Source organism: Laceyella sacchari (genome assembly GCF_004343255.1).
Taxonomy (GTDB): domain Bacteria; phylum Bacillota; class Bacilli; order Thermoactinomycetales; family Thermoactinomycetaceae; genus Laceyella; species Laceyella sacchari.
The window spans coordinates 1,081,312-1,107,415 of record NZ_SMDD01000001.1 but is presented as its reverse complement, the minus strand read 5'-3'; the positions used below and the strand labels follow the sequence as shown (position 1 = coordinate 1,107,415).

Here is a 26,104-nt window from a genome sequence, read left to right as displayed (position 1 = left end):
CCCCCTCATTTACGGTTGATTAAGCTTTGTTGGTACTTTGCAATCGATACATATTCTTCTTCTAATTTCCGAGATATATCAATGAATATCGGCAATAATTTTCTATATTCTTGGACAGCCTCTGCTTTTGGTGTGTGCTTATAGGTGTCCCCCACCATTTCAGAAACGACCTCAAACGTATCGCTCTTTCCAGTGGCATACAATCCTAAAATGCACGCACCGAGGCATGAGCTCTCATGATTTTCCGGTACCACCACTTCCGATTCAAAGATGTCAGCCATCATTTGCCGCCAAATCTCTGATCTAGCGAAACCGCCTGTGGCTTGAATGCGGGTCACCGGGCCTTCCATACATTCGATCAAGGCCAAGAACACGGTGTACAAATTATAAATGACTCCTTCCAATGCAGCCCGAATCATATGTTCCTTCTTATGTGACATCGTTAAGCCAAAAAATGAGCCACGCACATCTGGATTCCAGAGTGGAGCGCGTTCACCCGCCAAGTAGGGATGAAACAGCAAACCATCAGACCCCGGTCTTACACGCTCTGCAATTTTTGTCAAAACATCGTAAGGGTCGATCCCCAATCTTTTGGCTGTTTCGATCTCCGACGAGGCAAACTCATCCCGAATCCAACGCAGAACCATTCCGCCGTTATTTACCGGACCACCAATCACCCAATGTTTATCTGTCAAGGCATAGCAAAAGATTCTTCCTTTGCTATCTGTTTGCGGCTTATCGATAATGGTGCGAATGGCGCCGCTTGTCCCAATAGTAACGGCAATCTCGCCCTGCCTGATCGCATTTACGCCCAGATTTGACAGCACGCCATCGCTGGCACCGATGATAAAAGGCGTCTGTGGATCAATCCCAATTTGCTTCGCCAATTGAGGATGGCAATCACGAAAAATCTTGGTTGTGGGTACGATCTCTGATAGTTGCGAGCGGGTGATCCCGGCAATGGCTAATGCTTCCTCGTCCCAGTCCAATGTGTGAAGATTCATCATTCCCATGCATGAAGCCAATGAATAGTCGACAACATAGCAATCAAAGAATTTTTTAAAGATATATTCTTTGATTCCAATATATTTTTTTGTTTTGGTAGCGATTTCAGGATGTTCATGCACAAGCCATGCGATTTTGCTCAATGGCGACATAGGGTGAATCGGTGTTCCCGTTCGCTTATACACTTCATGTCCGTTCAGCTCATTTTTTATTTTTTGCGCCCATGTTTCACTGCGATTGTCTGCCCATGTGATTAAGGGCGTAAGCGGTTGGTCATCTTCATCCATGGCAATCACGCTGTGCATGGCGCTACTGAATGATACAAACGACAGCTTCTTGTCAGAATGCGGTTTCAAAACATTCGTCATGGCTTGCACCACAGCCTGAAAAATCTGGTCCGGATCTTGTTCAGCCGTAAAGATATCCGGCGTGTACAGCGGATACCCGATATTTTCCTGCTGGATCACTTCGCCTTGTTCACTGAATAACACGGCTTTTGTACTGGTGGTGCCAATGTCAACCCCTAACATATAGCTACTCATTCTGTTGCCCTACTCCTTTAGCTAACATTTGTTGCGACCTCCATAAGTCTTCTACGCCTCCTTGCACATCATCAAAATTTAGGTGCAAAGACTTAAGCATGAGGTTTCTATCTTTTGTTTTTATAGCCTCAACATACAGCTCATGATTTTTAATAATCCGTGCAAAGTCTTCATATTTTTCCTGGAAGCGTACCCGCATTGACAGCAGAATAAAACTCTCCATCACGGGCTTTAAATTATTCCAGATCATCAAGACGTAAGAATGACCGATGGACCGAATGATAGTCTCGTGGAACAAGACATCTTGATAAGAAAATTCATCGGCATCACGATATTTCACCGCAACTTTCATCATCTCCAGTATTTTGCTAAGTTCCATCACTAATGCATCTGTGTCCATTTTTACGAGGCGCTCAAACACAAACGATTCGATTAATAGACGGACATCATAGATCTCTTCTATTTCTTTTTCTGTTAAACCAATGACAACAGCTCCCATCCGTTCCAAGCGGATAATATTTTCAGCTGATAGCGTTCTGAGCGCTTCGCGAATGGGTGATCGGCTCACAGCAAAATCTGCGGCCAATTTATTTTCCGACAGAACCGTTCCCCTTTTGATCATGCCCGAGATAATGCGCATTCTAAGCTCACAGGCTACACGATCTCCAGTTGAAGCTTTGGAAAGCCATTTTTCTGGATAGAGAAGCCCATTAGGCATGTGCATGAAATCACCCTCTCAAAGGATACAAGTGTACTTGTATACAAGTATTATAAACGAAATGACCGTCTATGCAAGCGCTTTAATTTGAATCAGACAGAATTTAATTTGTATATTTTCCATTATTTGTTCGATCTGACAACAAAATATCGACAGAAATCCGGCGAAACGTGACCGATTCGCGCCCATGAAAACAGCGGTGACACCCCATCACCGCTGCAGGTCAAAAAACAGATTTTGGCACAATGAGGAAAATCATAAAAATCCTCATCGTTTTTATTAGCCTCCTTATGAACACACGCCAACCATCACATTCAACCAAAACAGGACATGTATGGGACAAATGACATAAATGAATACGGAATTTGCCAACCGGTTATTGTTTCACTCTGAAGTAAACAAAACAACAAGTCAATCTTCAAGGAATTTTCTACTGAACAGTTTCCTTCAGTTGATCATCAAAAAACCCCCTTGGTTGCTTTTCCTTGTACCAAGGGAGAAAACGACTTTCAGGATGTTTGTGCAACAAACAAGTTTATATTAGTATTTTATAAATGTATAGTGCTGGTCTAAATCCACCAGCCCGCAAGATCAAGGGATTTATCCATTTTTGGCCTGGCAGGGATGGCGTCTTCTATTTGCTGGAGGGGAAAATATTTCTTTATGGATGGTCTTTGTCTATGCCTGATGCTTCCCTCCTTCCCCATGGTATTCGGAGACAGAGGGAAAGAACCAGCTGATACTCCCATTCTATTTTTCATTGGATATCGATGAACGATTGCGGCGGATGAGAAAGAAATAGCATAGGACGGAACCGATGTCCGCTACTGCGATAACCACCCCCATCGGGATGGCAGAATCTCCCCCACCGAGACCGACCAGAGGAGCCACGAGGCCGCCGGAGATGAAAGACAACACCCCAAGCAATGCTGAGGCACTTCCCGCTGCTTGCCCTTGGTTTTGCATGGCGAGGGCAAAGCCGGTGGTGGTGACGATCCCCACGCTGGATACGACGATAAACAAGGGCGGCAAAATGGCGTACAGTCCGGCTTTCATCAAAATCATAAGCAACAGGGTGATCCCGCCCATCGCGGCGAGGATGAGGCCGCTGACAAACAGTTTGCCTTCAGCAATCCGACCCGCCAATCTGCCGGTAACCTGGCTGGCGATAATAATCCCCAGACCATTGATGGCGAAAAACAAACTAAACATTTGCGGAGAAACACCGTAAATGCCTTGTAGAACAAACGGCGAACCGGAAATATAAGCAAACATGGCTGCAACCACCAGTCCTTGGGCCAGCGCATATCCAATAAACGACCGGTCTTTGATGAGATGATGAAAAGTGGACAGGGTGTTTCGGATCCCGCCTTTGGAACGACGCTCGGTTGGTAGCGTTTCAGGTAGCCCGGCCAAGACTGCGACCAACATGATCGCTCCGATCAAACTAAGGGCAATGAACACTCCCGGCCATGAGGTCACCCGCATCAACTGTCCACCAAAAATGGGAGCCATGATCGGGGCTACCCCATTGACCAACATCAAAAGGGAGTAAAACTTAGTCAATTCTGATCCCGAGTACAGATCCTTAACGATAGCTCGGGAGATAACGATACCGAAAGCCCCCGCCAAGCCTTGAACAAATCGCAATAGAATAAGTGCTTCTATGGAGGGGGCCACTGCGCATAATAACGAAGCGATCGCATAAGTAATCAATCCGGCAAGGAGGGGCAATCGGCGTCCTCGTATGTCACTGAGCGGCCCTGCCAACAGCTGGCCCAATGAAAGCCCCAAGAGGCAAGCTGTCAGACTGAGTTGGCCCATCGACGCACTGGTATGCAAGTCAGCAGACAGTGCTGGCAATGCTGGCAAATACATGTCTAACGACAAGGGACCAAACGCGGACAACGAACCCAGAATGAGAGCCATCCATAATATGCGCGACCGTTCTTGTCGCTGTGGCGTAGAATCTAAATCTAATCCATGGCTGAGTTTGTTCATTACCGCTTCCATCCTTTCTTCAAATGAGTAATCGATCATCAGATGAGCATGGATGTGGACGATCACCCGCCCATTCGATAAGTCGACTAAGTATTTTCGCGCTTGAACGCTTGCAAGTTCTCATGCATTTGCCACAACAATCGCCGGAACAACAATTTCTCTTCCAAACTGAAATTCTCCAAGCATTTACACTCAATTCGTTGGAGCGCCTCTTTCACCGCATCAATCGCCTGGTGTCCCTTAGCGGTGAGAAAAACCCGGGACACCCTTTGATCGACAGGATCAGGCTTTCGTATCACCAACCCCGTTCGTTGCATGCGGTTTACCATCACCGTCAGCGTCGCCGGCGTTACTTGCAATTTGTTCGCCAGTTCCTTTTGCGACTGCCCATCCTGTTCCGCCAGTCTCAACAAAAGTGGAGGTTGGCCAGGATACACATCATGTTCTTGGATCAGCAGATCGACGCTTTGTCGGTGAAGCTTTATCACATGCCCCATCAAATGGGTCAAAGCGTCGGAATAATTGAAATCCATTGTGTAGCCTCCTATTAATTAGACGACTAATCATTTGTGATTCTATGATATGTACCTATCGGTGTCAATCATCCATTCTTTTTATAAATACAACTCCCCGTACACAGTGCATGTTAGCTACCTTCGCGCATACCCATTTGGTATACTAATATTAATTTTCTTACAAAGGAGGGCACGAGACATGAAACGAATTGGAATATTAGGAGGACTTACTGCCGAATCGACTACATTATTTTACAATTCGTTAACCAGGCTATACATTGCTCAACACGGCGATAACGGGTATCCCGAGATAGTCATATTCAGTGTAAGATTTCAGCATTTCTTCAACGCCTTTAAACAAGGGGATTGGGAATATTGCGCCCAATATCTCGCCTCCGGAATCAACCAATTGGAAAAAGCCGGGGCCGATTTTGCCGTGATTTCAGCAAACATGCCGCATGTCTTATTCGATGATATCGTCAAAAGAGTCTCCTTGCCTCTCATTCACATCGCGGATACGGTAGCTGAAGCAGCGCAGGCAAAAGGATATAAGAAAGTTTCTTTGCTTGGAACGCTGGCAACGATGAACGCAAGCTTTTACCCTGACCGCTTGTCTAACTATCAGATTGAATGTATTGTTCCTGATGAGCCTCAAAAAGAAATGGTTCATCAGGTGTTGGAGAATGAACTGTTTAAAGGAATCATTAAGGAAGAATCAAAAACAGCCTATCTGAAACTAATCCATGAACTTAAAGAAAAAGGCGCCGAAGCCGTCATTTTGGGTTGCACCGAAATTCCGATGCTCATCAACTCAGAAAACAGCCCCCTTCCCTTGTTGGATTCTTCTCTCATTCTTGCGCAAGCAACTTTAGATAAAGCATTAAATTAGAATCACATCTCAAACAACCAACTCTTGTTAAGAGAGTTGGTTGTTCACGTTGACTGTCATTTAACGACTTTTTGTGATATTAAAAATATGGAAGAAGGAATAATAGTGATTTCATTTAATCCGCTTGACTCGTCTCGATCTATTGCATCACGTAACATGTATCTTCCTCAATTTAACCCATAAGAAAAACCGGAAGCTATAAAGCTCCCGGTTGTTAGATTAATCATCTAGTTCTGTCGCCGGCAATGGCAATGACTCCTTTTTCTTCACGAGAATGCGCGAAATTCTCAACTCATCCATCTCAAGCACGGTAAACTCCCAGTCGCCAAAGGTTACTTGATCACCGATTTGTGGCACTTTTTGCAATTGGGAAAAAAGCCAGCCGCCGATCGTGTCGTTGTCTTCGTCATCGATGTTCAAAGCGAAATGGTCATTGACATCTTCAATCAACAATCCCGAGTCAATCGATGTCCCTTCGGCCTCTTCTTGGATCGCTGGTTTCTCGTCATCAAACTCATCTTGAATTTCGCCGAAAATCTCTTCAATGATGTCTTCGGTGGTCACCAAACCAGACGTTCCGCCGAATTCATCGACGACAATCGCCATCTCCATTTTTCTTTTTTGCAGGTTTTTCAGGATATCTTTCACTTCCATCGATTCCGGTACGACAATGAAGGGTCTGACCATGCTCGACAAATCAGGCGTGCCCCCTTCAGTCATCACTTGGTAGACGTCCCGAATGTGGATGATCCCTTTGATGTCATCCTTATCACGTCCACACAGCGGAAACCGGGTGTGATTGGTGTTTTTGATGATGTGGAAATTCTCTTCAAACGGTCGACCTTCATACAGACAAGTCATTTTTACTCGGGGTACCATCACTTCCCGCGCTACCCGTTCTGTAAAATCAAACACATTGTCGAACAGAGTCAATTCCACTTGGTCGATCATGCCGCTCTTATGGCTTTGAGCGATGAGCATGCGGATCTCTTCCTCTGTGTGGGCCTGTTGCGATTCATTCAATTCTACCCCGAAAAGCTTCAAAGTGAGATTAGCCGCACCATTCAGCACATAAATAAACGGCCGAAACAAGACATAAAACCAGTTGAGGGGCGCGGCGGTCCATAGAGTCGTTTCTTCCGCCTTCCGAATGGCCAACGATTTAGGAGCCATCTCCCCCAAGACGATGTGCAAAAAGGTAATCACTGAAAAGCCGATGGCAAATGCGATAGTATGGATCGCCCACTGGGGCAAACCGAAATAAACGAGCACCGGTTCAATCATTTTGGCGATAGCCGGCTCCCCTACCCACCCCAGTCCAAGTGATGCCAAGGTGATTCCCAATTGTGTCGCAGACAAGTAAGCATCCAGCTCTCCCAGCACCTTTCGGGCGGCTTTCCCTCTGCGCCCTTCAATCTGTGCGATCCGTGTCGCCCTTACTTTCACAATTGCAAATTCCGCGGCGACAAAAAAACCGTTCAATAAGACCAAAAAGATCACAAGCAAAATGTTAAAGGCATGACCTATGACGCCTTCCAACACAGATTCCTCCTGTTAACTCAAATTAGGTTATTTCAATATATCAAAAAACGGAAAAACCTTTCATCTCACAGGAAACGCCTCTCTCCTAGCAAAGATGACTTTCTTTACTTTATCAAATAAAAGTCGGCGTCTCAAAGAGCAAAAACCATAAATAATCATTCATAATAGGGATATAACCATGTGTTTACTTGTGCTAGAACCTCATTTCATTCATTTTTGTTTACCGAATATGGTTGCTTCACACATCGCAACGGATCTGATATGCCACTCACTTTCACAAAGATATGATCCTACTTTTACATTTTGGACATATTTGCCATCCAGTTTATCCTTATAATATACTTGAAAGTACATGATGCTTAAGGAGGCTTTTTCAGTAAATGGTATTTAAAAAATTTATGGCTAAGTTGGGCAAAGGTTCCGCCCAAGTCGATCTCATCCTTGATCAACACCAGTACAAACTAGGAGAGCAAATCAATGGTCAATTAGTCATTACAGGCGGCACGGTTGAACAAGAAATCAACAAAATCGATGTCGATTTCATGATGAGTGTGCGCGCGGGAGAACATATACAAACCGTGTTAATCAACCGGTTTCCGTTCCCTGAATCGTTTAAAATCCAGCCATCAGAGAAAAAAACCTATTCATTTTCTTATCAATTGCCGCAAAATCTGTTGCTGTCCTGCAATTCAGTATCTTATTATTTCATCACGCATTTAGACATCGCGGCCGGAGTGGATTCGACCGACCGTGATCCGATTGACATCTTGCCTCCCGATCGCTTGCAAAACATCCTGTATGCGTTCGATCGTCTTGGCTTCCGCGAAAAACACGACTCTCGTTCGTTTGACGGGCACATGCAGGAGTTTGAACTGGCTCCCACCTCGATGCTCGTTAAAGAAGTAGAAGAAGTGGAATTTGTGGCCGCGATAGCAGAGACAGGTATTCATCTGCTCTTAGAGGTGGACTTGCGCACGTTCTTTGGAGAAAAAGAGGTTAAACGAGAACTTTGGTTGGACAATCAACTGCTCGATGACCAAAACGCCTTGATTGACTATCTGCAACAAGTTCTGCTTGAAATGGTGAATAATCCGAGTCTATACCACGCTGATAAAGCCCAATTCCGCCACAAGATCTCGGGCTTGCCGGGTGCGATCGGCGCCTTCGCGATTGGGCTTATCGCTATGGAATTGCTGGAAGAAGCTGTTGAGGATATCGTCGAGGACTTCTTTGAAGATGATGATGACGATGATGACGACGATGATGAGGACAGCTTATTAGATTTCTTTGGCGACGAAGAAGAGGATTAAACAATCAAGAAGGCTTGAGCGTCGTATCGGCGCCCAAGCCTTTGTTCATATGCCAGCCGATCCTATCGCTTGAAAGCGGAAAAGTTATCCATCCTTCTCATCAAGATAATCTGGCATATGCACTTCATCAATGAACAAAATGCCATCATACTGCGAACGGGGGATGAATCGTTCTTCCCAAGTCCCCCAATCCAATGCTTGACGTTCCATGAACATCCAAGAAGTTACACGATCGCACTTTTGGCCAGCCAGATCGACAAATATGTTTGCTGCTCCCGCTTTGCCCAAAATCCATTCCATACTGCCTTCCGGGTGCGGATAGCGCACCGGAGCAGGTTGATGATCAACAAACGCGGATACACCGCGATTCATATATAGACCGATAACATAACTAGTTTGTTTTAAGGAGTTAGGCAATAACCCACCCATTGTCGGCAATGGCGAACGCGCATTTTTAACGGCCTCATTTTCTTTCCGTATATGATAATTATGTGACCAAACGATGATTTTTTTATCGGGATACAATGTTTCAGCAACCCATACAAGCTCTTCAGCCATTCGCTGGTCGCGCATGGCGGTAATTTCATCATAGTATTTTTGAGCCTGATTATGGTTGTTTTCCGCTGCGTATTTATTGCCGAGCACCGCTTTTTCCAAAAAATGCTCAACGGTTTGGATGCGGCCGTTTAACACGTGCAACGTGACAGAAATCAAATTTGGATCTTCTGGATATATGTTAGCTAGTGCCGACCGATTCGCTTCTACAAACTGAATCAAGGCTTCATATCCGGCACGCATTTGGACTTTCTCCTTCTGGTATGCTTCGATATCCTTTAGGTAGAAGCTTGCGGCAAATTGCTGTTCCAACTGCTCCGCTTGTTCCGCTACGATTGGTTTCACCTGCTCAAACCAACGTCGTATGAAATGGTGATAACTCCCCGTAGGTTGCATGTCCATGCCGGACAATCTCAGCGGAACCTTGTTCTGTTTAGACTGCCGCACAAATTCAAACAAGGGAATCATCTCTTGCGTATGCCAGACGCTGATCACAGCACTTCTCATGGTATCTTCAGGAAGGCGCTCACTGGCTTGCAGGTTGGCGACATGGGTTTCCCCCAAGCCTGATTCAAAGGCGATTACTTCATAGCCCAGTTCTTCATACAAATATTGAACCAGTCTCACTCTGGAAGAAATAAATTCACTGGCTCCATGCGAACTTTCCCCCAGCATGACTATCCGTTTCCCTTTTAAAACATCTTTCAAAAAAGTAAGATCCCGATAGTCATCATCGTGACTTGTCTCTAATTGTTTTATAGGGTGTGCATGGGCTCTCAGCCACGTTTCCCAATGCTCGTACAAGCTTTGTTCATTCTTCATCGCCACAACTCCTTTGGCTGTTAGCAACTTTGACACAAACGACCGAGAAGGAATCAACAGAATTTTATATCAACTGCGATCATTTTTATTTTATATGAGTTGCCATGTCCATGAAAAGAAAGCGACAACCTGGTTTCACTTAAACATAAAAGGATATAAAAGAAATAAATGAAGCTGAGGAGTGTAAAAAGAAAACAGCTACTGTGAGTGATTAGAAAAGAATCCTCAATCAAAACAAGCCAAACCGAAGGAAGCTGCACCATGTGTTCCCGTTTTGCTCATATATACACCTCCCAAATTTAGATAACTTTATTACAGCTGGATATTTCATGAATGCAGAGAATCAACTATGTTTAAATTGGCTCCCTTGGTCTTTTTTATTATACCTGAATGAGAGGAACCAAGTGTGCAACTTGACTGAAAAATCCAATTTACAGATAAAAGAAAGGAGAGCTTTTCTTCCCTCCTCTACATAACATCTATCTAATTATCTACTGCCTCCCCTTCCTCATCGACTTGATATGTTCCTCCACCAAACATCCACCCATTTGCCTCTACAAAGTCAATAAACTTATCCAAAAATTCATCATGATCAATGTCAACATGTTCATCTACAGCATAAATACAACCCTCAATATGTATACCAAGCCGTTTTTTCATCTCCATGTTCTACCCCCTATGTAAGATCAAAGCACACTAATTTATTTTCGTTTTGAGTTTTGCCATTTTGCATCATCATTTTATTTTGCGAAGGCTTGGGCAGTAAGTACCCAAACCTTCATTCACACAACACACGAGCCTCTATGTTTCCACGCCGAGTGTTTGCTTAGCCATGGTTTCATACTCTGCCAACCCGGATTTCATTGCGAATTCAGCAATAGCGACAGGATAGGCTGCTTGCAATTCGATAATATGCTCAACCATCGTTGGCCAAACCACTCCACCGTTTTTTTGATACGCATCAATCAATTTTTGTAGCCCACCCTCTCCAAAGAGTGAAAGATGGACGACAAAATCATTGGCCGGATCGTCAACGCGCGCTTCCGTCCAATCGATGATTCCCGTAACACGGGCTTCTCTGTCAACTAAAATGTGTCCGACATGCAAATCGCCATGGATCAATTCAGTCTGTTTCGGCCAAAGCACATCATTGGCCAACCATTTCTGCCAACGGTCCCAAAGGGGTTGGCTTACACCGAAATGCACCTTGACTTTCTCCATCCTCTGTCGCATCGCCTCTCGCAGTTCCCCTGCAGCATGCACGGTCAAGCCAGCTTGTCTGGCCTGGTCAGGATTGGTGCGATGCAAGGCAGCCATGGCCCGGCCCAAGGTTTCATAAAAGATGTCTGGCACATTATGCTCATCGATCTCCCACACATACGCTTTTGCTTCTGGATCAATCGTTGCGGCAGGTACGCCTGCGAGACGCTTGTAAGCGATCAATTCATCGGAAAAAACTGTCCATTGTGGCGTTTGCACCGGAATCTTCCCATCCAAGAAATCGAGAATCGCCTTTTCTTTCCTGGCGGTCGGAACCACATCAGGGCGCCTCGGCAGACGCAAAACCCATTGTTCTCCTTGCTCGTCCACGGCAAACACGACGGAAAAGTCAAGGCCGGACTCATTCCGTGTCAATGCGTCTTCTCTCACCATCAGGCCATGCCGCCGGGCCACTTCCACCACTTGTTTATCGCTCAACGTCATCGTTTTTCCCTTCCTTTTCTTGTACGTGGTCATCTTTCCGGGTCGCATTGTCCGGGCCTTGGTTGTCCCCTGTGAAAGAGGGCAACTAAAAAACCCACAGGTTGTCTGCCTGTGGTTAGGCAATCGGAAAATGGTTAAAATTCCGTACATACTCGTCTACAATGGCCCAAAAAGTGAAGGCCTTCCCCATCCTGATCAGGGTGGCCGTAACACATCCCTTCCCCCGCCAGTTGAGGGTTTGCAGGCGTAATATCGCTGTATAGTATAGCGGATTACCTTACAAACAGGCCAACCCATTCCGATTCCCTGCCCACAAGCAGAACCTTTGAACACAATATTATTTATGATTGCAAAGGGTCGAATCGGAATGAGAATGCCATAAGTGACCCTCCGTTCAGTGTAAATTAAACATGTCCTTTTTCATGATGAGCAGAAAGGAGATCATCTAAAATACTGCTTGACGAACCCCTTTCCTTGAGCCACTTCCACTTCGGCATAGGCGCCATTGATAAACGTGATTTGCGGCGGAACATGTCCACAATCCATATCGTATATGACAGGTACTTGAAGCTCATCCGCCAGTTCCTGATAAACATCTTCCACCGTATAACCTTGCACGGGTTGATTGGCGGAGCTACGGCCAAACAGGATGCCTGAACACCCTTCAAACCACCCGGCCAACTTCATTTGCACCAATGATCTGCGCAAATCGGCAGTCACCAGTTCGCAATTCTCAAAAAACCAAAGTATGGGTTCCCCATCAATAAAAGCCTTTCTGAATTTCCCCACGTCGCCATACGGTGTGCCAATCAAGTGCCTGATCACATCAACGCATCCGCCGAGCAACCGCCCTTGTACCTTCGCTTTGCTATGGGATATCACTTTCCAGTGTGTTGGTTCTGTCAAATGAAAGAGACAAGGGGTTGGATTGTCATGTTGCCATTTTTCTTGATATTTGGTGGAGGAGTACTGAAGGATGGAGGCACCCCGCTCGGTGGACAAGACATCGAGCCAAGCGCCGGTAGTCTCATCCCAGTATTCCCCGCGAAGATCAACGAGATTAGGGCCATGTGCCGTAGCGATCCCCGTTGTCAACGTAATAGCCAGCAACAGCACACTGGTATCGGAATAACCCAACACCCACTTGTTCTTCATTTTTTCAAAATCGACATGCTCCAAGATCTCGATGAGGAGTTCGCCGCCCCAAGGGGGAATGATCACCTGAATCTGATCATCGCTCATCATGCGATTAAATTCAGCTGCGCGTTTCTTCGCTGATGCTGACTTCGCTTTTTCTTGCGTAAAGGCGGTTTCTCCGCAAACAATATGAAAGCCCCTCTCCTCCAGTCGCCTGATCGAGCTGTCCAGCACCGCATGCAGTTCTGTCGGCACCCCGGAGGAAGGGGCGGTAATCCCAATGGTCATACCTGTTTTAAAAGATGGATAGTTAATCATGCACTGCCTCCCGGTCTTTTCTAAAAATTGTATCAAAACTCTATTAATTGAACAATCCTTTTCTATTTGTCTTCCCCTTGTCCGGCACAAGTCAGCTCATCACACAATGATTGGTCAACTCCCCACCGCACGGTCAGTCACAACCTGTCCAGGCAGAAAAAGGCTATGGGCATAGCCTATGGTCCTTTGCGTATGAATTTTATTTAATGGTTCCCCATATGCAACACATGAAACAGTAAGAAACTTGGCAGATGGCAACGCTCATTCACCCAAGAAGTCATCCAACTCATGCCAATGTTGCTGCAACCACTCGATCTCCACCATGAACCGCCGCGGATTGGCGCTTCGCTCCTCAATGTCCGCGGTGATCCACCAGCCTGATTCTTTTGTCCACAAAAGACGCAACGCCTGCACAACCCTCTCCGCCGAGTACCCGGGCACAACTTCCCGATATCCGCTGAGGAAGGCCAACGCTTTCGCTCGCACCATTCCTCGCTGGCCGTCTACACTACCTGACAACAAGGCTCTCGCAACATCGAGGTCGGGGTAGACATAACGCATGCGGTCATAGTCCAAAATAGCGGCAATCCGCTCATTTGCAAACAAAAAGTTGTCAAAATGGCAATCCCAATGGGTCCATCCTAGGCGACATCGGTCAAATCGGGAAAAGTCCAGCGTGTCCAAAATTTGCTTTTGTCTGTGGAGTAGCTGCATCACACGCTCGGATGGTTGGCAAATTTGCGCAAGAGCCATCTGTTTATTCCATTTTTGCAACAAGCGCGAGCGATCCGGCTTCCAAGCGAGCTCGGCCGGTGGAATCTGTTTCAACGCCTGATGCAATTTCCCCAACTCCTTCCCAAGGGAATGCATCTGTTCCACCGTTGCTTGCCCCGGAGCCACGACCTCCCCATCCATTTTCTCCTGTACTGCAAACACTTCCCCATTGCTTGTTGTCAGCAACCGCTTCCCGCCAAACGAATAAACCATTGGGCATCGAATTCCTTGCTTCCGTACCGACTCTTGGATAAACAAGGCCTTGTTGATAAAGGGAAGTTTTTTCCCATGCCGGCGTTGGTTGTATTGCTTGACAAAAACGGACACACCATCAGCAAAGCGCACAATCCACTTCAAATTAAGCAACCCACGGTGAATGGGTTCACTATCTACAATTCTTTTTGAAAAAAGTGTTTCTACCCGCTCAAAAATATCTTTACGGATCACTTGGCTCATCACTTGCCCCCTCACCAGTCTTGCTCCCTTCGCCAGCCGGCACCACAGCGTATTTGTTCATGAGCCGGGAAAGAATTTCCTTCATACCATGCACCAATTCCAGCGGTTGCCGCACTGTCGCATCTTCTCCCAACCCCATAAAAAATTTGGCCAGAAAGGGAAGATCTCTTTTGGGAAAATGACCGTCCACCCACCCTCCACCATCCTCTTGATGATGCAAATGATTTGCCAGCCACCATTCGGTCTCACACTTTCGCACGCCCTCTTCATTCAATTCCACTCGCACGTGAACCATCGGCTCCGCTTGGGTCACAGGTTGGACATTGCCGAGGTGAACGTGTTGTATGTCCCGTGGTTTCACATTTGAAGATGCCTGTGCAACCGACTTGATCCGATCACATCGGAACACGCGATAACCACCACGCCAAAAACAATGGGCGGGGCAATACCATATGCCATCTCGCGCATAAATGCCAATCGGTTGGATGTGCCGGCTAACTTTCCCTTCCTTCGCCTCATACTCAATCAAAAGCACTTGCTGGTGAATGGCTCCTTCGAGCAATCTGGATAAATGAGGACTTTCCCCCTGCCTCATCGGTGTGATGAAATCGACGCGATTCTTCATTTGTTCAATTCGGTCACGTATGTCATTAGTCATGTAAGAAGTGAATTTATTCAACGCAGATGAGATTTCCGCTTCAAAAGGAATGGACAGATAATGGCGCAACGCATAAACGGAAAAAAAGATGGCAATTGCCTCTTCTTCGGTAAACGAGATGGGAGGGAGGCTTCTTTCATTCAACACGTGATAACCTCCGTGCGGTCCCACTTCAGAATACAAGGGCACCCCCAACTCACTTAACTCCTGTAAATCCCGCAATATGGTTCTCGTTGAGACACCGAATTCCTCCGCCAATTCCTTGGCTGTAAACTTCCGTTTGCGGTTGACTGTCATCATCAATTCCAGCAACCGTTTCGCTTTGGGCATCACGATCCTCCATTCGATCGATTTTATGACAATAGCTGTCACCATTATAAGCTACAATGGGCACCAAGCCGAACCTTGCTCGCTTCTTTATCAGTGAGCGGGCTTGGCATCAATCCATTGAATGTGAGGAGTGGGTATACCATGACAATGCAGTTGACCCCTTATGTTTTTTTTGATGGAAATGCGCGAGAAGCAATATGCTTTTATGAAGAGGTGCTTGATGCGGAGATTCTTTTCTGCCAGACCCTGGGGGAAGGGCCGGAAAATCCGGATCATCCTCTTCCTGCAGAAATGAAAGAAAAAATCGCGCACGCTGTGTTAAAAGTGGGCGACACGGAGTTGATGATCGGCGACGCCTTTCCCGGGCAAACCCTGCACGAAGGAAATCAAGTTAATATCTGCATCACCGTCAACACGACAGGGAAAGCGCAACAGCTTTACGATGTGTTAAAGCAAAACGGTCATGTGAGCATCCCGCTAGAAGAAACGTACTTCAGCCCCGCCTATGCCTTGGTGACAGACCGATTCGGCATCACCTTTCAGATCTTCACCAGAAGAAAATAACGCCGTATTCTCATTTACTCCCTTTGATGGCTGGCCCGTGTTCGCGTTACTGCGGGAGAGTCACAAAAAAATCATCGCTCTTTAGCGATGATTCATGCCGGGCCGATCTTGACTTCTGGTCAAGCGTCCCGGTTTTTCATATATTTCTCAGCTTCTATTCTAAACTCGCGCGCATCTCTAAACGAAGCGGACCGATGCGACAGGGCAGCAACGATATCAGCCTGATCAGTTTCTGCCAAGGCGAACACCTCTGGAGGACGTGGAACACGCAGTTGTGTATGATCATGATAAACTTTCGTAACAATGGTCCCTACCGCGACGCCATTTACTTCTTCAATAACACTCCACATCCACCGCTCTTGGTCAGTGAAATCGTTGGTGTTACCCCATTCACGGGAAATATTTAAATCACCAGGCAGACGGGGGAGCGGTTTCAGCCCACTCTCTTTCAATTGCTCGTGAATTGGTGAAAACAAGAAGTTCAAATATGTTCCGTAAGCAGGGTCACCTACTTTTTTATACGCATCCATCAATTGCTCGTACTTTTCTTCAAATATCGCTTTCCAGTTTTCAGTGATATGCTCATTGATATACTGGGCAATGACATCGATGCGATTTCCTTCGCTTTCGGCGAGGATTTGCGGAAGTGGCTTCATTGTGCTCATTTTTAGCCCCTTTCGACATGCCAATTTCCAATAGCAACAAAAGGCTTTTTCCTATTTCATTATACAACATAGCAAATGAACTCCAATAACATTCCTTAATTTTTTTAAAACTATTCATCGCCAGTCCATCTCATCCGCTTACTTCCAAGCTGGAAGGCTAAACTCCCGCTCAACCATTCCAGCTTAATTGCCAAGAAACACCGAATCGATCAGCAACCCAAGCGAATTTTTTACTGAATGGATATGAATCTAACGGCATAAGCACTTCTCCGCCTTGGGACAGTTTCTCAAACAACTCGTCAACTTCACTTTCTGTCTCACATGTGACAAACAATGAAATCGCGGGTGTAAAGCTAAATTCATGTTTGATAGGACTGTCTATGCACATGAACCGTTGTCCATTGAGTGAGAAAACCGCTTGCGCCACTTTTCCACTCGCCTCGCTCCCATCGTCTTCATGACGGGACAAGGTAAGGATTTCTGACTGCTTGAACAAAGAAACATAAAAATTCATCGCTTCTTCGGCGTTGCCTTCAAACATTAAAAAGGTCGTGATTTTTTGATTTTCATTCTCCATCATTGGCAATCAACCCCTTTGATCAGAAAGGATAAAACGCTCTTTCTTCCATTGTCGACAAAAGCACCCATCCCCATTCTCTTCCCATTCTTCACATGGTCATCAAGATGACGGAATGATCAAAATTGGAATATAATAGTCTATGAAAGCGATGTTTCGCCAGTGAGGTGTCTGGCAAATCAAGTTGTTAGGGAAGAAGTGGGGGAAAAACCTTTTCTCGAGGAGCGCCGATGCACAAGTAAAGCGAATGGGAAAAGGGTTTTGGAGCCGCTGGCCTGTCAGACACGCTCCAGTTGGCAACATAGCTCATTTTTTAACCCCTTTACAAATCGAAAGAAAGGATCAGTCCAATGAAAAAAACCTTCGCTATTTTGTGTGCGGCGACCATCACCGCAGCCGCACTGCTCCCGTTCACCGCAAACCCGGTTTTTGCAAGTGTTCCGCGATATGCTTTTGAAACGGAAGATGGAAAGTGGGACGGCCATGTCTATAATCCCGAAGTAGTGGGGGATGTAGAAATCGTCCTTGTCCAACCTTTATACGCCAAATACACTAACGGCAAAACCGTGAAGCTTAAGGACACGTCCAAACTGTGGGTACGCCTTTGCGAAGCCAACACCCGTGCCTGCACCACCTATTACAACCTGGCTAGCGGCAAAGCGCTGTTTGACAATGTGCAAGTCGGACACTTTTATATTGATGTGAAGGACGAACTCCCCAATGCACATGTGTCCGGGCAGTTAGATGTTGTGTTTAAATGATCTCCCTCAAAGTGACCTGCGCTTTTTCCATCTCTTGACGCCACAATAATGGAAACGATGCAACCGTTCAGGAAACAAATTGTCGCAATAGAATTGGGCCGAAAATATTTATTTAGCGGGAAGAGCCAGATGCGTAGCTGGCTATTTCCGCTTTTTTGCGCAATCAGACCAATCCGTATCCTTTACTTCGCAAGTCAACGACGATCGGCTTATCAATAATAACCACTGTAATGCCGACTACTACTCCAGAAACGGTTTTCCCTTCTTGATCCAGAACACGAATAGTAGCAGAACGTAACTTAGGTTGCTCACTTTCTTCATGGGCACAACCCACTAATATAAAGCAAGCAATTTCGACCTCTTTCTATAAAACACCTGTATTTTAATTTTATAAATATATATAATTTTACTTTAGCATGCATTTCTTTCATTTTTTATGTTGGTGCGACAGACAAACTCCCCAACACATGTGTCTTTACTTTTAAAATCCGCCTGTACGACGGACTTAAGAGAGGATGAACATAATGGGCGTGATCCGCGCCATTAAACAAAACGAAATCGACCGATTGATCACTTTGGTTGCCAATGCTTATCCATCTTTTGAAGCGACAAGGGAAGAAGTTGTGCAACCGTTCAGGGAACAAGTTGCCGCCACCATCAAAGAGCCGGGAAACTCCCATTTTTACGGCTATTACCGCGATGAACAAATGTTGGGGATTATGCGTTTGTACGACTATACCGTTCATTGGCACGGTTCCAACCTAATAGCCGGAGGCGTAGGCAGCATAGCGGTGGACTTGCTTCACAAAAAGGAGAAAATCGCCAAAGAATTGGTCACTTACTTCCTGCGGCACTATCGCAATCAAGGCGCTCACATTGCCTTCCTCTATTCGTTCCGCCCAGATTTTTACAAACGCATGGGCTTCGGCTTCGGCACCGAGTGGCACGAATACCGCATAACCCCCAGCACCCTCCCCAACGGCCAAGGCAAAGAGCGGCTCACTTTTTTGACAGAAGCAGACATTCCGGACATGTTGGCTTTGCATCGTCGGGTGACAGAACGAACGCATGGGATGATTGCCGCAACAGACCAAGATCTTAAGCGCTTATTCAGCGTGAAACAAAACCGCATAGTCGGGTATGTCAACAGACATAGACTTCAAGGATATATGGGGTTCCAGTACCGCAACAATCATTCCAAAAACGATTTCCATAACGACTTGCACGTCAACCAATGGATTGCGGAAGATCCGGCTGCACATCAAGCTTTTTTCGCCTTTTTACGTAGCCAATCCGACCAATTCCAGCGGATTGTGTTCTATGTGCAGGATCCTGAATTTCATCATTTGTTCGATGATCCACGTAATGACACATACAATATGATCCCTCCGTTGTCGCACGAGGTTCGCACGACGGGAATCGGCCTCATGGTTCGTATCCTGGATGCCAAACGAGCCCTCTCGACATCAACCATCTATCCCTTTGGCAATGTGAACGCCACCTTCACCTTCGAGATCAGAGACACTTTTTTGGCGGAAAACGAACAGCGCTTCACCATTACGTTCACAAATGGGAAGCCCGCGTTGCGCGACTTTGTCGACGAAGCACCCGTCGTTCGTATGGACATCAGCGATTTGTCTGCGCTTCTGTACGGAGCAGTCTCCCTCAACACCTTGCTCAACTACGGCAAAGCGACCCTTTCGGATGCACAATGGACGCAAACATTGCGTGCCTTGTTTCCCAAAACAGACTTCCCTGTTTGCGACACCTTCTTTTAAAAAACCCATCCCCCTCATTTTGCCGGGGGATGGGTTTTTGATCACATCGCAAATCATCATTAAAGACAAGCCGTCTTGATTCCGAAAATTCAATCTATTTTTCAATCAGTCTGACAGCATCATCCACATAAGAACTGCATAAGGTGCACCAACACCAGCTGGGCTATTCAGCATGGCGGTCGCTCTTTCCATGGTGTTATCCTTGGCCAAGTTTGCATATAATAAAGCGCAAATCCGCCAGGAAGGGGATACACACCGTGATATGGCAAGAAGTTGTCAACGTGTTGTCTGAACAAGCCCCCGCGCTCTTCATTCTCTCTCTACCGCTTCTCGCTTATTTGGTCAAATCGTTTCTAGCCAAGCGCAACTAGTCTATGAATCCATATTTTTTGCAGACCCATCCCCATTGCATCCCCATATTGACCATATGGTCAAAGAGCGATAAGATGATATTGACCGTATGGTCAATACCCTTCGCGTTTAAGGAGTAGAGACATGGAAACTTATGTTATGCATTTCCATGAGATTGATCAGACGCATGTGAGCGAAGTCGGCGGCAAAGGTGCCAACCTCGGTGAGTTATGCAAAGCCGGATTTCCTGTACCCCCCGGTTTTTGCATCACAACATCTGCTTACCGTGATTTTGTTGGTGCCAGCGACGAGTTTGATGAGTGGTTGAACGAGCTTGCGAAGTTTAAACCGGAACAGCTGGATCAGATTAGCTTATGGGGACAACGGATTCGCACTCATCTGCTCTCCCTATCCCCTTCTGAACCATTCACATCTGCCCTGTTCGACGCATGGAAAAAGGAAGGGACAGAACGGGCTTATGCTGTTCGTTCTAGCGCGACAGCTGAAGACTTGCCTACCGCTTCCTTTGCCGGGCAACAGGAAACTTATCTGAACGTAAAAGGGTTTGACTCTCTCTTAGAAGCGGTTAAAAAGTGTTGGGCTTCCCTGTTTACTGACCGCGCGATTGTCTATCGCATCAAAAACGGATTTGACCACCGTTCCGTCCGCTTATCGGTCGTCGTGCAACAGATGGTAATTCCGGATGTCTCAGGGATCATGTTTACTGCTGACCCTATCACCGGGCACCGGAACACAGTATCTATCGATGCCGGATTCGGCTTGGGTGAAGCTTTTGTTTCCGGATTGGTCACCGCTGATTTGTATAAGGTGCGCGGTAACCGAATCAGCGACAAGCAAATCGCCACAAAAGAAAAAGGCATCTTTGCCATGCCGCAGGGTGGTACGGAAACGAGAGATCTCCCTCCCGAACATCGACAAAAACAAGCATTGTCAGACGAGAAAATCTTGGAACTAGCCAAGCTTGGACGACGCATAAAAAAGCATTATGGCACGGAGCAAGACATCGAGTGGTGTCTGGAAGGAGACCGGTTTTTCATTTTGCAAAGCCGGCCTATCACCTCCCTATACCCACTCCCTCCCGCGAAAGATACTTCTCTCCGAATCTATCTTTCATTCGGCCACAAACAGATGATGACCGACTATATGAAGCCGCTTGGGATTTCGGTTTTACGCACCCTCGTCCCAATCAACAAACAGTCCGACCATTCTGAAAGCCACAGCATGGTTGAAGCTGGCGGCAGATTGTACTTAGATTGCACGCCTGCCTTGCACCTCACATCCATACGAAACAAAATTTGCGCAAATGCCGAGCTGGATGATGATCTCCTGGCTCTGTCCAAGGCTATCCAGATGGAAGAGTTTCAGCAAAGCCTTCCCCGTCGAGGGGTGAGACGTCAATTTTTCCACACCTTCAAACGTTTTTTTACCGTCTATGGCCGAGTCATCCCCCGGTGGGTCAAACTGTTCTATTTCAGCGACCCCCAGAAGGCAGCCAAACAGGCGCACATCACCTATGAACAACATTTAGCTCGTTGCAAACTAAAGCTCATAGGCCTGTCCGGCTCCGAACGGATAAAGGCGCTACAGGAAAGTGTGGCGCGAGACGTATTGAAGGCGTTGGCAGATTCATTGGCTTGCACCTTGGCAGGTTTGATGGCAGGAGTCATCTTGGAGCGGTGTGTTAAGAAATGGTTGGGAGAAGAAGTGCCTCCCGCCCTGCACAAATCTCCGCCAGGTAATGTCACAAGTGAAATGGGCTTGATGATCGGCGATTTGGCAGATGCGGCAAGAGACTGCCCTGCATTGCTCCAATATCTCGAAACAGCGCAAGACGAAACGTTTTATGAGGGATTGCGCAACATTGAAGGCGGGGAAGCCTTTCAAGCTAAACTTTCTGCATTTATGGAAAAATACGGCATGCGCGCTCCCGGAGAGATTGATATTACGCGGGTTCGATACCGTGAGAAACCGACATTGCTCGTTCCGTCCATTCTAAGCCATATCCGAAGCAATCAAGTGAATGAGCATCGCGAAAATTTCAGTCGCGGGGAAAAGGAAGCCCATGAAGCGATTCAATCTTTGCTGTCCCGGATCAGAAAAACACGGGGCGGAGCGAGAAAAGCCAAACGGTTGGCGCGGTTAATCTCCATTTACCGCCATAACGTAGGCATCCGCGAACTGCCCAAGTACATCATCATCCGGCATTTTGCCCTCTTCAGGGAAGCGATCTTGGAAGAAGCAGAACTACTATGCCAGCAAGGTGTGTTGAAACAAAAGGAAGATGTCTTTTATTTCACGTTGGATGAATTGGTCGCTTTGGTGGAACACCGCTTACCTGACGCTCAATCGCTGATCGACTCCCGCAAGTTGCATGAAGCGCACTACAGCAAACTTTCACCCCCGCTCGTTATGACCAGCGATGGTGAAATATTTACCGCCGCCCGACGCAACGATAAAGCACCTCTCGGTGCATTGATCGGCATTCCCGCATCAGCAGGAATTGTCGAAGGATTTGTCAAAGTCGTCCGCACCCTGGAAGAAGGTCGATTGAACAAAGGGGATATTTTGGTCGCTCCTCACACGGACCCTGGATGGACACCATTATTCCACTCAGCCAAAGCGCTTGTGACAGAGGTCGGCGGCTTGATGACCCACGGCTCCGTCGTAGCCAGAGAATACGGCATCCCTGCTGTGGTCGGCGTGGAAAAGGCCACCACGCGCTTGAAAGATGGGCAATACATCCGCGTGGACGGAACAAACGGCTATGTGGAAATTTTGGCAGACCCCGCCGATTAAACCAACGCAAAAAGGCAGGCACATTACCAGTGTCTGCCTTTCTCCTCTGGTTCCTGCCGATTCCCGATTTTGCGCATTAAACGAAAGAATCTAAAACGACACGCAACAACTTGCCTCTTAACAGCTTGTATGTCCGCTCAATCCAATTCATCTTCTCAGGATGATAACCGGAACGACCGACATACGTTTTATTGGACCAGATCCCCTTGCCCTTGGACTTGGCCATCTGTTCTGCCTCTTTCATCTTTCTCACCATGTCAGGATTGCGGTTTCTGGTGTAGCTCACCCGGGCCAAGCCCTTTTTGGCCAACTCTTCCTGCAACAGCTTGCGATCGACATAGACATAAGCTAGCAATCGGCCATAATGGTCCCTTTTTTCCGCATCATATCCCAGTTCAACGACGCGGCTCTGATTAATCATATATCTGGTGAACAACTTAGCCTCTTCCCCATAAGGTTCAACCCCTTTGCGCGGATGACTCGTCTCGGGGGTGTCCACCAATAAAAATCTCACCCGTTCCTCTTTGTTGTTCTTAAACCGTACCCGAATGGTATCCCCATCATACACTTTCACAACTTGTACAGCGTCAATCTCGCCGACACTGTACATACTCTTCTTATTCGGCAATCGTTTTCGTTTCTTTTTTTTAAAAAACACTATGTCTTCACCCTTGATGTAAATTATCTCTTTAAACAGAAACTTATAAGTTCTCATTGATTATTCTACTATTAATAACAAATAAAAATCTATAACCTTTGGGAAGAAGTTTCCATCACTCTGCCATATGTTTCAATCCCATTTATGACCGTCTCCCTGATTCGCAAAGAAGACCGCCAGCTCCATCAAGGCCAGCGGTCCCGCTCCCACAGTGTACCACTGGGAGAAGGCACCAAGGTTAGCTACCTGTTTTGATCTTGGCGATGCTCGCCTTCACCCCATCCAACACTTGCGGATCTTCCAAACCAGTCACATCTCCGGCCACTTCGCCATGAACCCACACCTCTTTCAACAGGCGACGCATAATTTTACCGCTGACGGTTTTTGGCATTTCTTCGAGGAACACCACCTTACCGGGCTTGGCGATCTCCCCGATTTTATCAATGATCCGTTGGGTTATTTCCTGTCTCAATCGGTCTTCCTCCGCAGAGATGTCCTGGTTTGCTTTGGCAAACACAATCGGTATCTCCCCTTTGATTTGATCGGGTACCCCGATGACAGCTGCCTCGGAAACATCCGCGCAAGCCAATACTGCGCTCTCCATTTCCATGGTGCTGAGGCGGTGGCCAGCGACATTAAAGGCATCATCAGAGCGGCCCACCACCCAGAAATGACCGTCCTCGTCTTTTAACGCGATGTCGCTGGCGAAATAACAGCCTTGCACTTGGCTAAAATAAGCCTCTTTGTAGCGCTCTGGCTGTTTCCAAAGCGTCCGGCACAGCATGGGCATCGGCCGACGCATAACTAAGTTTCCCAGCACCCCTGCAGGCACCGGCTGGCCGTTGTCATCAACCACGTCCATATCTGCGCCCAAAAATTGAATTCCAGCCGAACCCGGCTTCATGGGAGTCAACCAAGCGGCCCCGGCGATAGGGCATCCGGCCACTTCGGTCTGTCCCCATGTGTTATTAACATAAACGTTGTTTTTCCCCAAAACTTCGCGCGTCCAATGCCATGTCTCCGGATCGAACGGCTCCCCGACCAACGCGATGACATCGAGACATGACAAGTCATAAGGCGCCAACGCTTCGTTTCCAAGGCTTTTTAACATACGCAATGCCGTCGGCGCAGTGAACAGCTTGTTGATGCGATAGCGATCGATAATCTGATAAAAACGGTCCGCTTCGGGATAGTTGGGTGCCCCTTCATACACCACCGTTGTAACCCCATTGGCCAACGCGCCGACAATTCCCCAAATGTGCATCGTCAACCAGCCGATGTCGGCAGTACACCAGAAAACATCATCTTGGCGATGATCCATATGATATTTGGCGTAAATGTAATTTTGCACTACAAAGGCCATGCCAGCGTGAACCACCCCTTTGGGGTTTCCCGTCGTCCCGCTGGTGTAAAAGACAATGCCCGGCTCATTGGCTTCGACCCCTGTCGGTTCACATTGATTGCTTGCTCCTTTCACCAGCTCGTGCCACCAGTAATCCCGTCCTGCTTGCATGTGCACGGGTTGGTTCAGCCGATTGACGACAATCACCGTCTGAACGCCGTTGACCGCGGGAATCACACGATCCACCTTGTCTTTCAACGGAATGCGTTTTCCCCTGCGCAAAGAAGCGTCAGCGGTAATGATCAACTTCGGTTCAAAATGGATGAGCCGGTCTTTGAGCGACTCAGTAGAAAATCCGGAAAAAACGGCGTTATACACTGCCCCCAAACGGAAACAGGCTAACACAGCAATCACGGCTTCCGGCAGGTTAGGCAGATAAATGGCCACCGGATCCCCTTTTTTCACACCAAACTCCTTCAGCACATTGGCAAAACGGTTTACTTCGGCCAAAAGCATCTGATAAGTATAAAAACGAACCGGTCCATCTTCCCCTTCCCAAATCAAGGCTGTCCTATTTCCGGCTCCCGCTTGAACATGCCTGTCCAATAAGTTGTAACAGGGATTGCTGACGCCACCGGTAAAAAAACGAAAATCGGCAAAGTCTCCTGACATGGTGTCAGTCCACGGCTCAAACCAATGCAATTCACGTGCCACTTGATCCCAAAAAGCGGCGGGATTCTCCCATGAACTCTCCAACAGCTCGCGGAAAGCGTCCATACTTCCCAGCTGTGTCGCTCGCACTTTTTCCGGGTTGGGTTGAACTAAACGGCTATTTTGCACAACATCCCGCATACCTTTGATGTCACGATTCACCATTTTATCCCTCCAATGAATGCATTGATTCTTTTGAGATTGCCGCCCTATCCGATGACCGGGGAAAGCCGCCTTGAAAACCCTTACATCAAAGCCCGTACTTTCTCAACCGGGCATCCATCCGGTGCCACTGGAGCGATAATTGATAGAACCTTCAGATTTCTACTGCCAAGTGATTCCTGCTCACCGAAAGAGGATAGGGTACGCAACAAGCCTCAAAACTGACACCTTCCATGTCGTGTGGTCTAATGAACAAACATCAAGCTTATTCAAACCTGGTTGACTTACATCGAGAGAACCTTATCATTCATGATCACTTTAGGTTCCACAACCTTATTTTATTACAATTGGAACCCGAAGAGCCATCCTGACATCGTGCCTTTCCTCCATCTAGAGACACTTTATTGCTGGCGCAAACAGCCGGCAAAAAAAGAGGCCGGGT

At 46.9% G+C, this 26,104-nt stretch carries 21 protein-coding genes; 6 read left to right on the top strand and 15 right to left on the bottom strand.

The features are described from left to right. Positions 1-5: 5 nt before the first annotated feature. From gntK to EDC32_RS05325, 4 genes are all read right to left on the bottom strand, one after another. Positions 6-1,547 (bottom strand): gluconokinase, encoded by a 1,542-nt coding sequence (gene gntK, locus EDC32_RS05340; RefSeq protein ID WP_132220274.1) that lies wholly within the window; start codon positions 1,545-1,547, stop codon positions 6-8. Further along, complete coding sequence (locus EDC32_RS05335; RefSeq protein ID WP_022738062.1) at positions 1,540-2,271, bottom strand: GntR family transcriptional regulator; 732 nt, start codon at positions 2,269-2,271, stop codon at positions 1,540-1,542. The genes gntK and EDC32_RS05335 overlap by 8 nt, the downstream gene beginning before the upstream one ends. Before the next feature lie 744 nt (positions 2,272-3,015). After that, positions 3,016-4,266: a multidrug effflux MFS transporter gene (locus tag EDC32_RS05330; RefSeq protein ID WP_132220273.1), complete on the bottom strand. Its 1,251-nt coding sequence runs from the start codon at positions 4,264-4,266 to the stop codon at positions 3,016-3,018. 86 nt (positions 4,267-4,352) lie between these two features. Continuing rightward, the gene (locus tag EDC32_RS05325) at positions 4,353-4,799 is read right to left on the bottom strand and encodes a MarR family winged helix-turn-helix transcriptional regulator (RefSeq protein ID WP_022738065.1); all 447 of its coding nucleotides are present in this window, start codon (positions 4,797-4,799) and stop codon (positions 4,353-4,355) included. Between the two features lie 181 nt (positions 4,800-4,980). Between EDC32_RS05325 and EDC32_RS05320 the strand changes: the two genes are divergently transcribed. Further along, positions 4,981-5,670 (top strand): aspartate/glutamate racemase family protein, encoded by a 690-nt coding sequence (locus EDC32_RS05320; protein ID WP_022738067.1) that lies wholly within the window; start codon positions 4,981-4,983, stop codon positions 5,668-5,670. 219 nt (positions 5,671-5,889) lie between these two features. On the opposite strand, the gene EDC32_RS05315 is transcribed toward EDC32_RS05320, so the two are convergent. After that, positions 5,890-7,209 carry a hemolysin family protein gene (locus tag EDC32_RS05315; protein WP_246026850.1) on the bottom strand — a complete coding sequence of 440 codons (1,320 nt, stop codon included), beginning with the start codon at positions 7,207-7,209 and terminating at the stop codon, positions 5,890-5,892. Between the two features lie 383 nt (positions 7,210-7,592). Here EDC32_RS05315 and EDC32_RS05310 point away from each other — a divergent pair, with 383 nt between their 5' ends. Beyond that, positions 7,593-8,522 carry a sporulation protein gene (locus EDC32_RS05310; RefSeq protein WP_132220271.1) on the top strand — a complete coding sequence of 310 codons (930 nt, stop codon included), beginning with the start codon at positions 7,593-7,595 and terminating at the stop codon, positions 8,520-8,522. A gap of 84 nt (positions 8,523-8,606) precedes the next feature. On the opposite strand, the gene EDC32_RS05305 is transcribed toward EDC32_RS05310, so the two are convergent. The 6 genes from EDC32_RS05305 to EDC32_RS05280 form a co-directional block, all read right to left on the bottom strand. Continuing rightward, entirely contained in the window at positions 8,607-9,899 is a 1,293-nt protein-coding gene (locus EDC32_RS05305; RefSeq protein ID WP_132220270.1) for an erythromycin esterase family protein, read from the bottom strand. Positions 9,900-10,382: 483 nt separating this feature from the next. Next, entirely contained in the window at positions 10,383-10,565 is a 183-nt protein-coding gene (locus EDC32_RS05300; RefSeq protein WP_022738072.1) for a YggL 50S ribosome-binding family protein, read from the bottom strand. Positions 10,566-10,700: 135 nt separating this feature from the next. Continuing rightward, positions 10,701-11,603, bottom strand: a complete 903-nt coding sequence (locus tag EDC32_RS05295; RefSeq protein ID WP_132220269.1) for a macrolide 2'-phosphotransferase — start codon at positions 11,601-11,603, stop codon at positions 10,701-10,703. Positions 11,604-12,044: 441 nt separating this feature from the next. After that, positions 12,045-13,058, bottom strand: a complete 1,014-nt coding sequence (locus EDC32_RS05290) for a S66 family peptidase (RefSeq protein ID WP_132220268.1) — start codon at positions 13,056-13,058, stop codon at positions 12,045-12,047. Between the two features lie 261 nt (positions 13,059-13,319). Next, positions 13,320-14,288 (bottom strand): phosphotransferase, encoded by a 969-nt coding sequence (locus tag EDC32_RS05285; protein WP_132220267.1) that lies wholly within the window; start codon positions 14,286-14,288, stop codon positions 13,320-13,322. After that, positions 14,269-15,276: a helix-turn-helix transcriptional regulator gene (locus tag EDC32_RS05280; RefSeq protein WP_132220266.1), complete on the bottom strand. Its 1,008-nt coding sequence runs from the start codon at positions 15,274-15,276 to the stop codon at positions 14,269-14,271. The genes EDC32_RS05285 and EDC32_RS05280 overlap by 20 nt, the downstream gene beginning before the upstream one ends. Before the next feature lie 141 nt (positions 15,277-15,417). On the opposite strand from EDC32_RS05280, the gene EDC32_RS05275 reads away from it, so the two are divergent. Then, entirely contained in the window at positions 15,418-15,840 is a 423-nt protein-coding gene (locus EDC32_RS05275; RefSeq protein WP_132220265.1) for a VOC family protein, read from the top strand. Positions 15,841-15,959: 119 nt separating this feature from the next. Here EDC32_RS05275 and EDC32_RS05270 read toward each other — a convergent pair whose 3' ends face one another. Both EDC32_RS05270 and EDC32_RS05265 read right to left on the bottom strand, forming a co-directional pair. Continuing rightward, positions 15,960-16,505, bottom strand: a complete 546-nt coding sequence (locus EDC32_RS05270; protein ID WP_132220264.1) for a DUF6022 family protein — start codon at positions 16,503-16,505, stop codon at positions 15,960-15,962. Positions 16,506-16,674: 169 nt separating this feature from the next. Then, positions 16,675-17,082: a VOC family protein gene (locus EDC32_RS05265; protein ID WP_132220970.1), complete on the bottom strand. Its 408-nt coding sequence runs from the start codon at positions 17,080-17,082 to the stop codon at positions 16,675-16,677. A 350-nt stretch (positions 17,083-17,432) separates the two neighbouring features. On the opposite strand from EDC32_RS05265, the gene EDC32_RS05260 reads away from it, so the two are divergent. The 3 genes from EDC32_RS05260 to EDC32_RS05250 all read left to right on the top strand — a co-directional run bounded on the left by EDC32_RS05260 (position 17,433) and on the right by EDC32_RS05250 (position 22,789). Continuing rightward, entirely contained in the window at positions 17,433-17,843 is a 411-nt protein-coding gene (locus EDC32_RS05260; RefSeq protein WP_132220263.1) for a hypothetical protein, read from the top strand. Between the two features lie 524 nt (positions 17,844-18,367). Further along, on the top strand, positions 18,368-19,621 hold the full coding sequence (locus EDC32_RS05255) for a GNAT family N-acetyltransferase (protein ID WP_158283242.1): 1,254 nt from the start codon (positions 18,368-18,370) through the stop codon (positions 19,619-19,621). A gap of 495 nt (positions 19,622-20,116) precedes the next feature. Continuing rightward, complete coding sequence (locus EDC32_RS05250) at positions 20,117-22,789, top strand: phosphoenolpyruvate synthase (protein WP_132220261.1); 2,673 nt, start codon at positions 20,117-20,119, stop codon at positions 22,787-22,789. A gap of 76 nt (positions 22,790-22,865) precedes the next feature. Here EDC32_RS05250 and EDC32_RS05245 read toward each other — a convergent pair whose 3' ends face one another. Then, positions 22,866-23,447, bottom strand: coding sequence for a thermonuclease family protein (locus EDC32_RS05245; protein ID WP_158283241.1), 582 nt, complete (start codon positions 23,445-23,447; stop codon positions 22,866-22,868). Positions 23,448-23,685: 238 nt separating this feature from the next. Continuing rightward, positions 23,686-25,665, bottom strand: coding sequence for an acetate--CoA ligase (locus EDC32_RS05240; protein WP_132220259.1), 1,980 nt, complete (start codon positions 25,663-25,665; stop codon positions 23,686-23,688). Between the last annotated feature and the right edge of the window lie 439 nt (positions 25,666-26,104).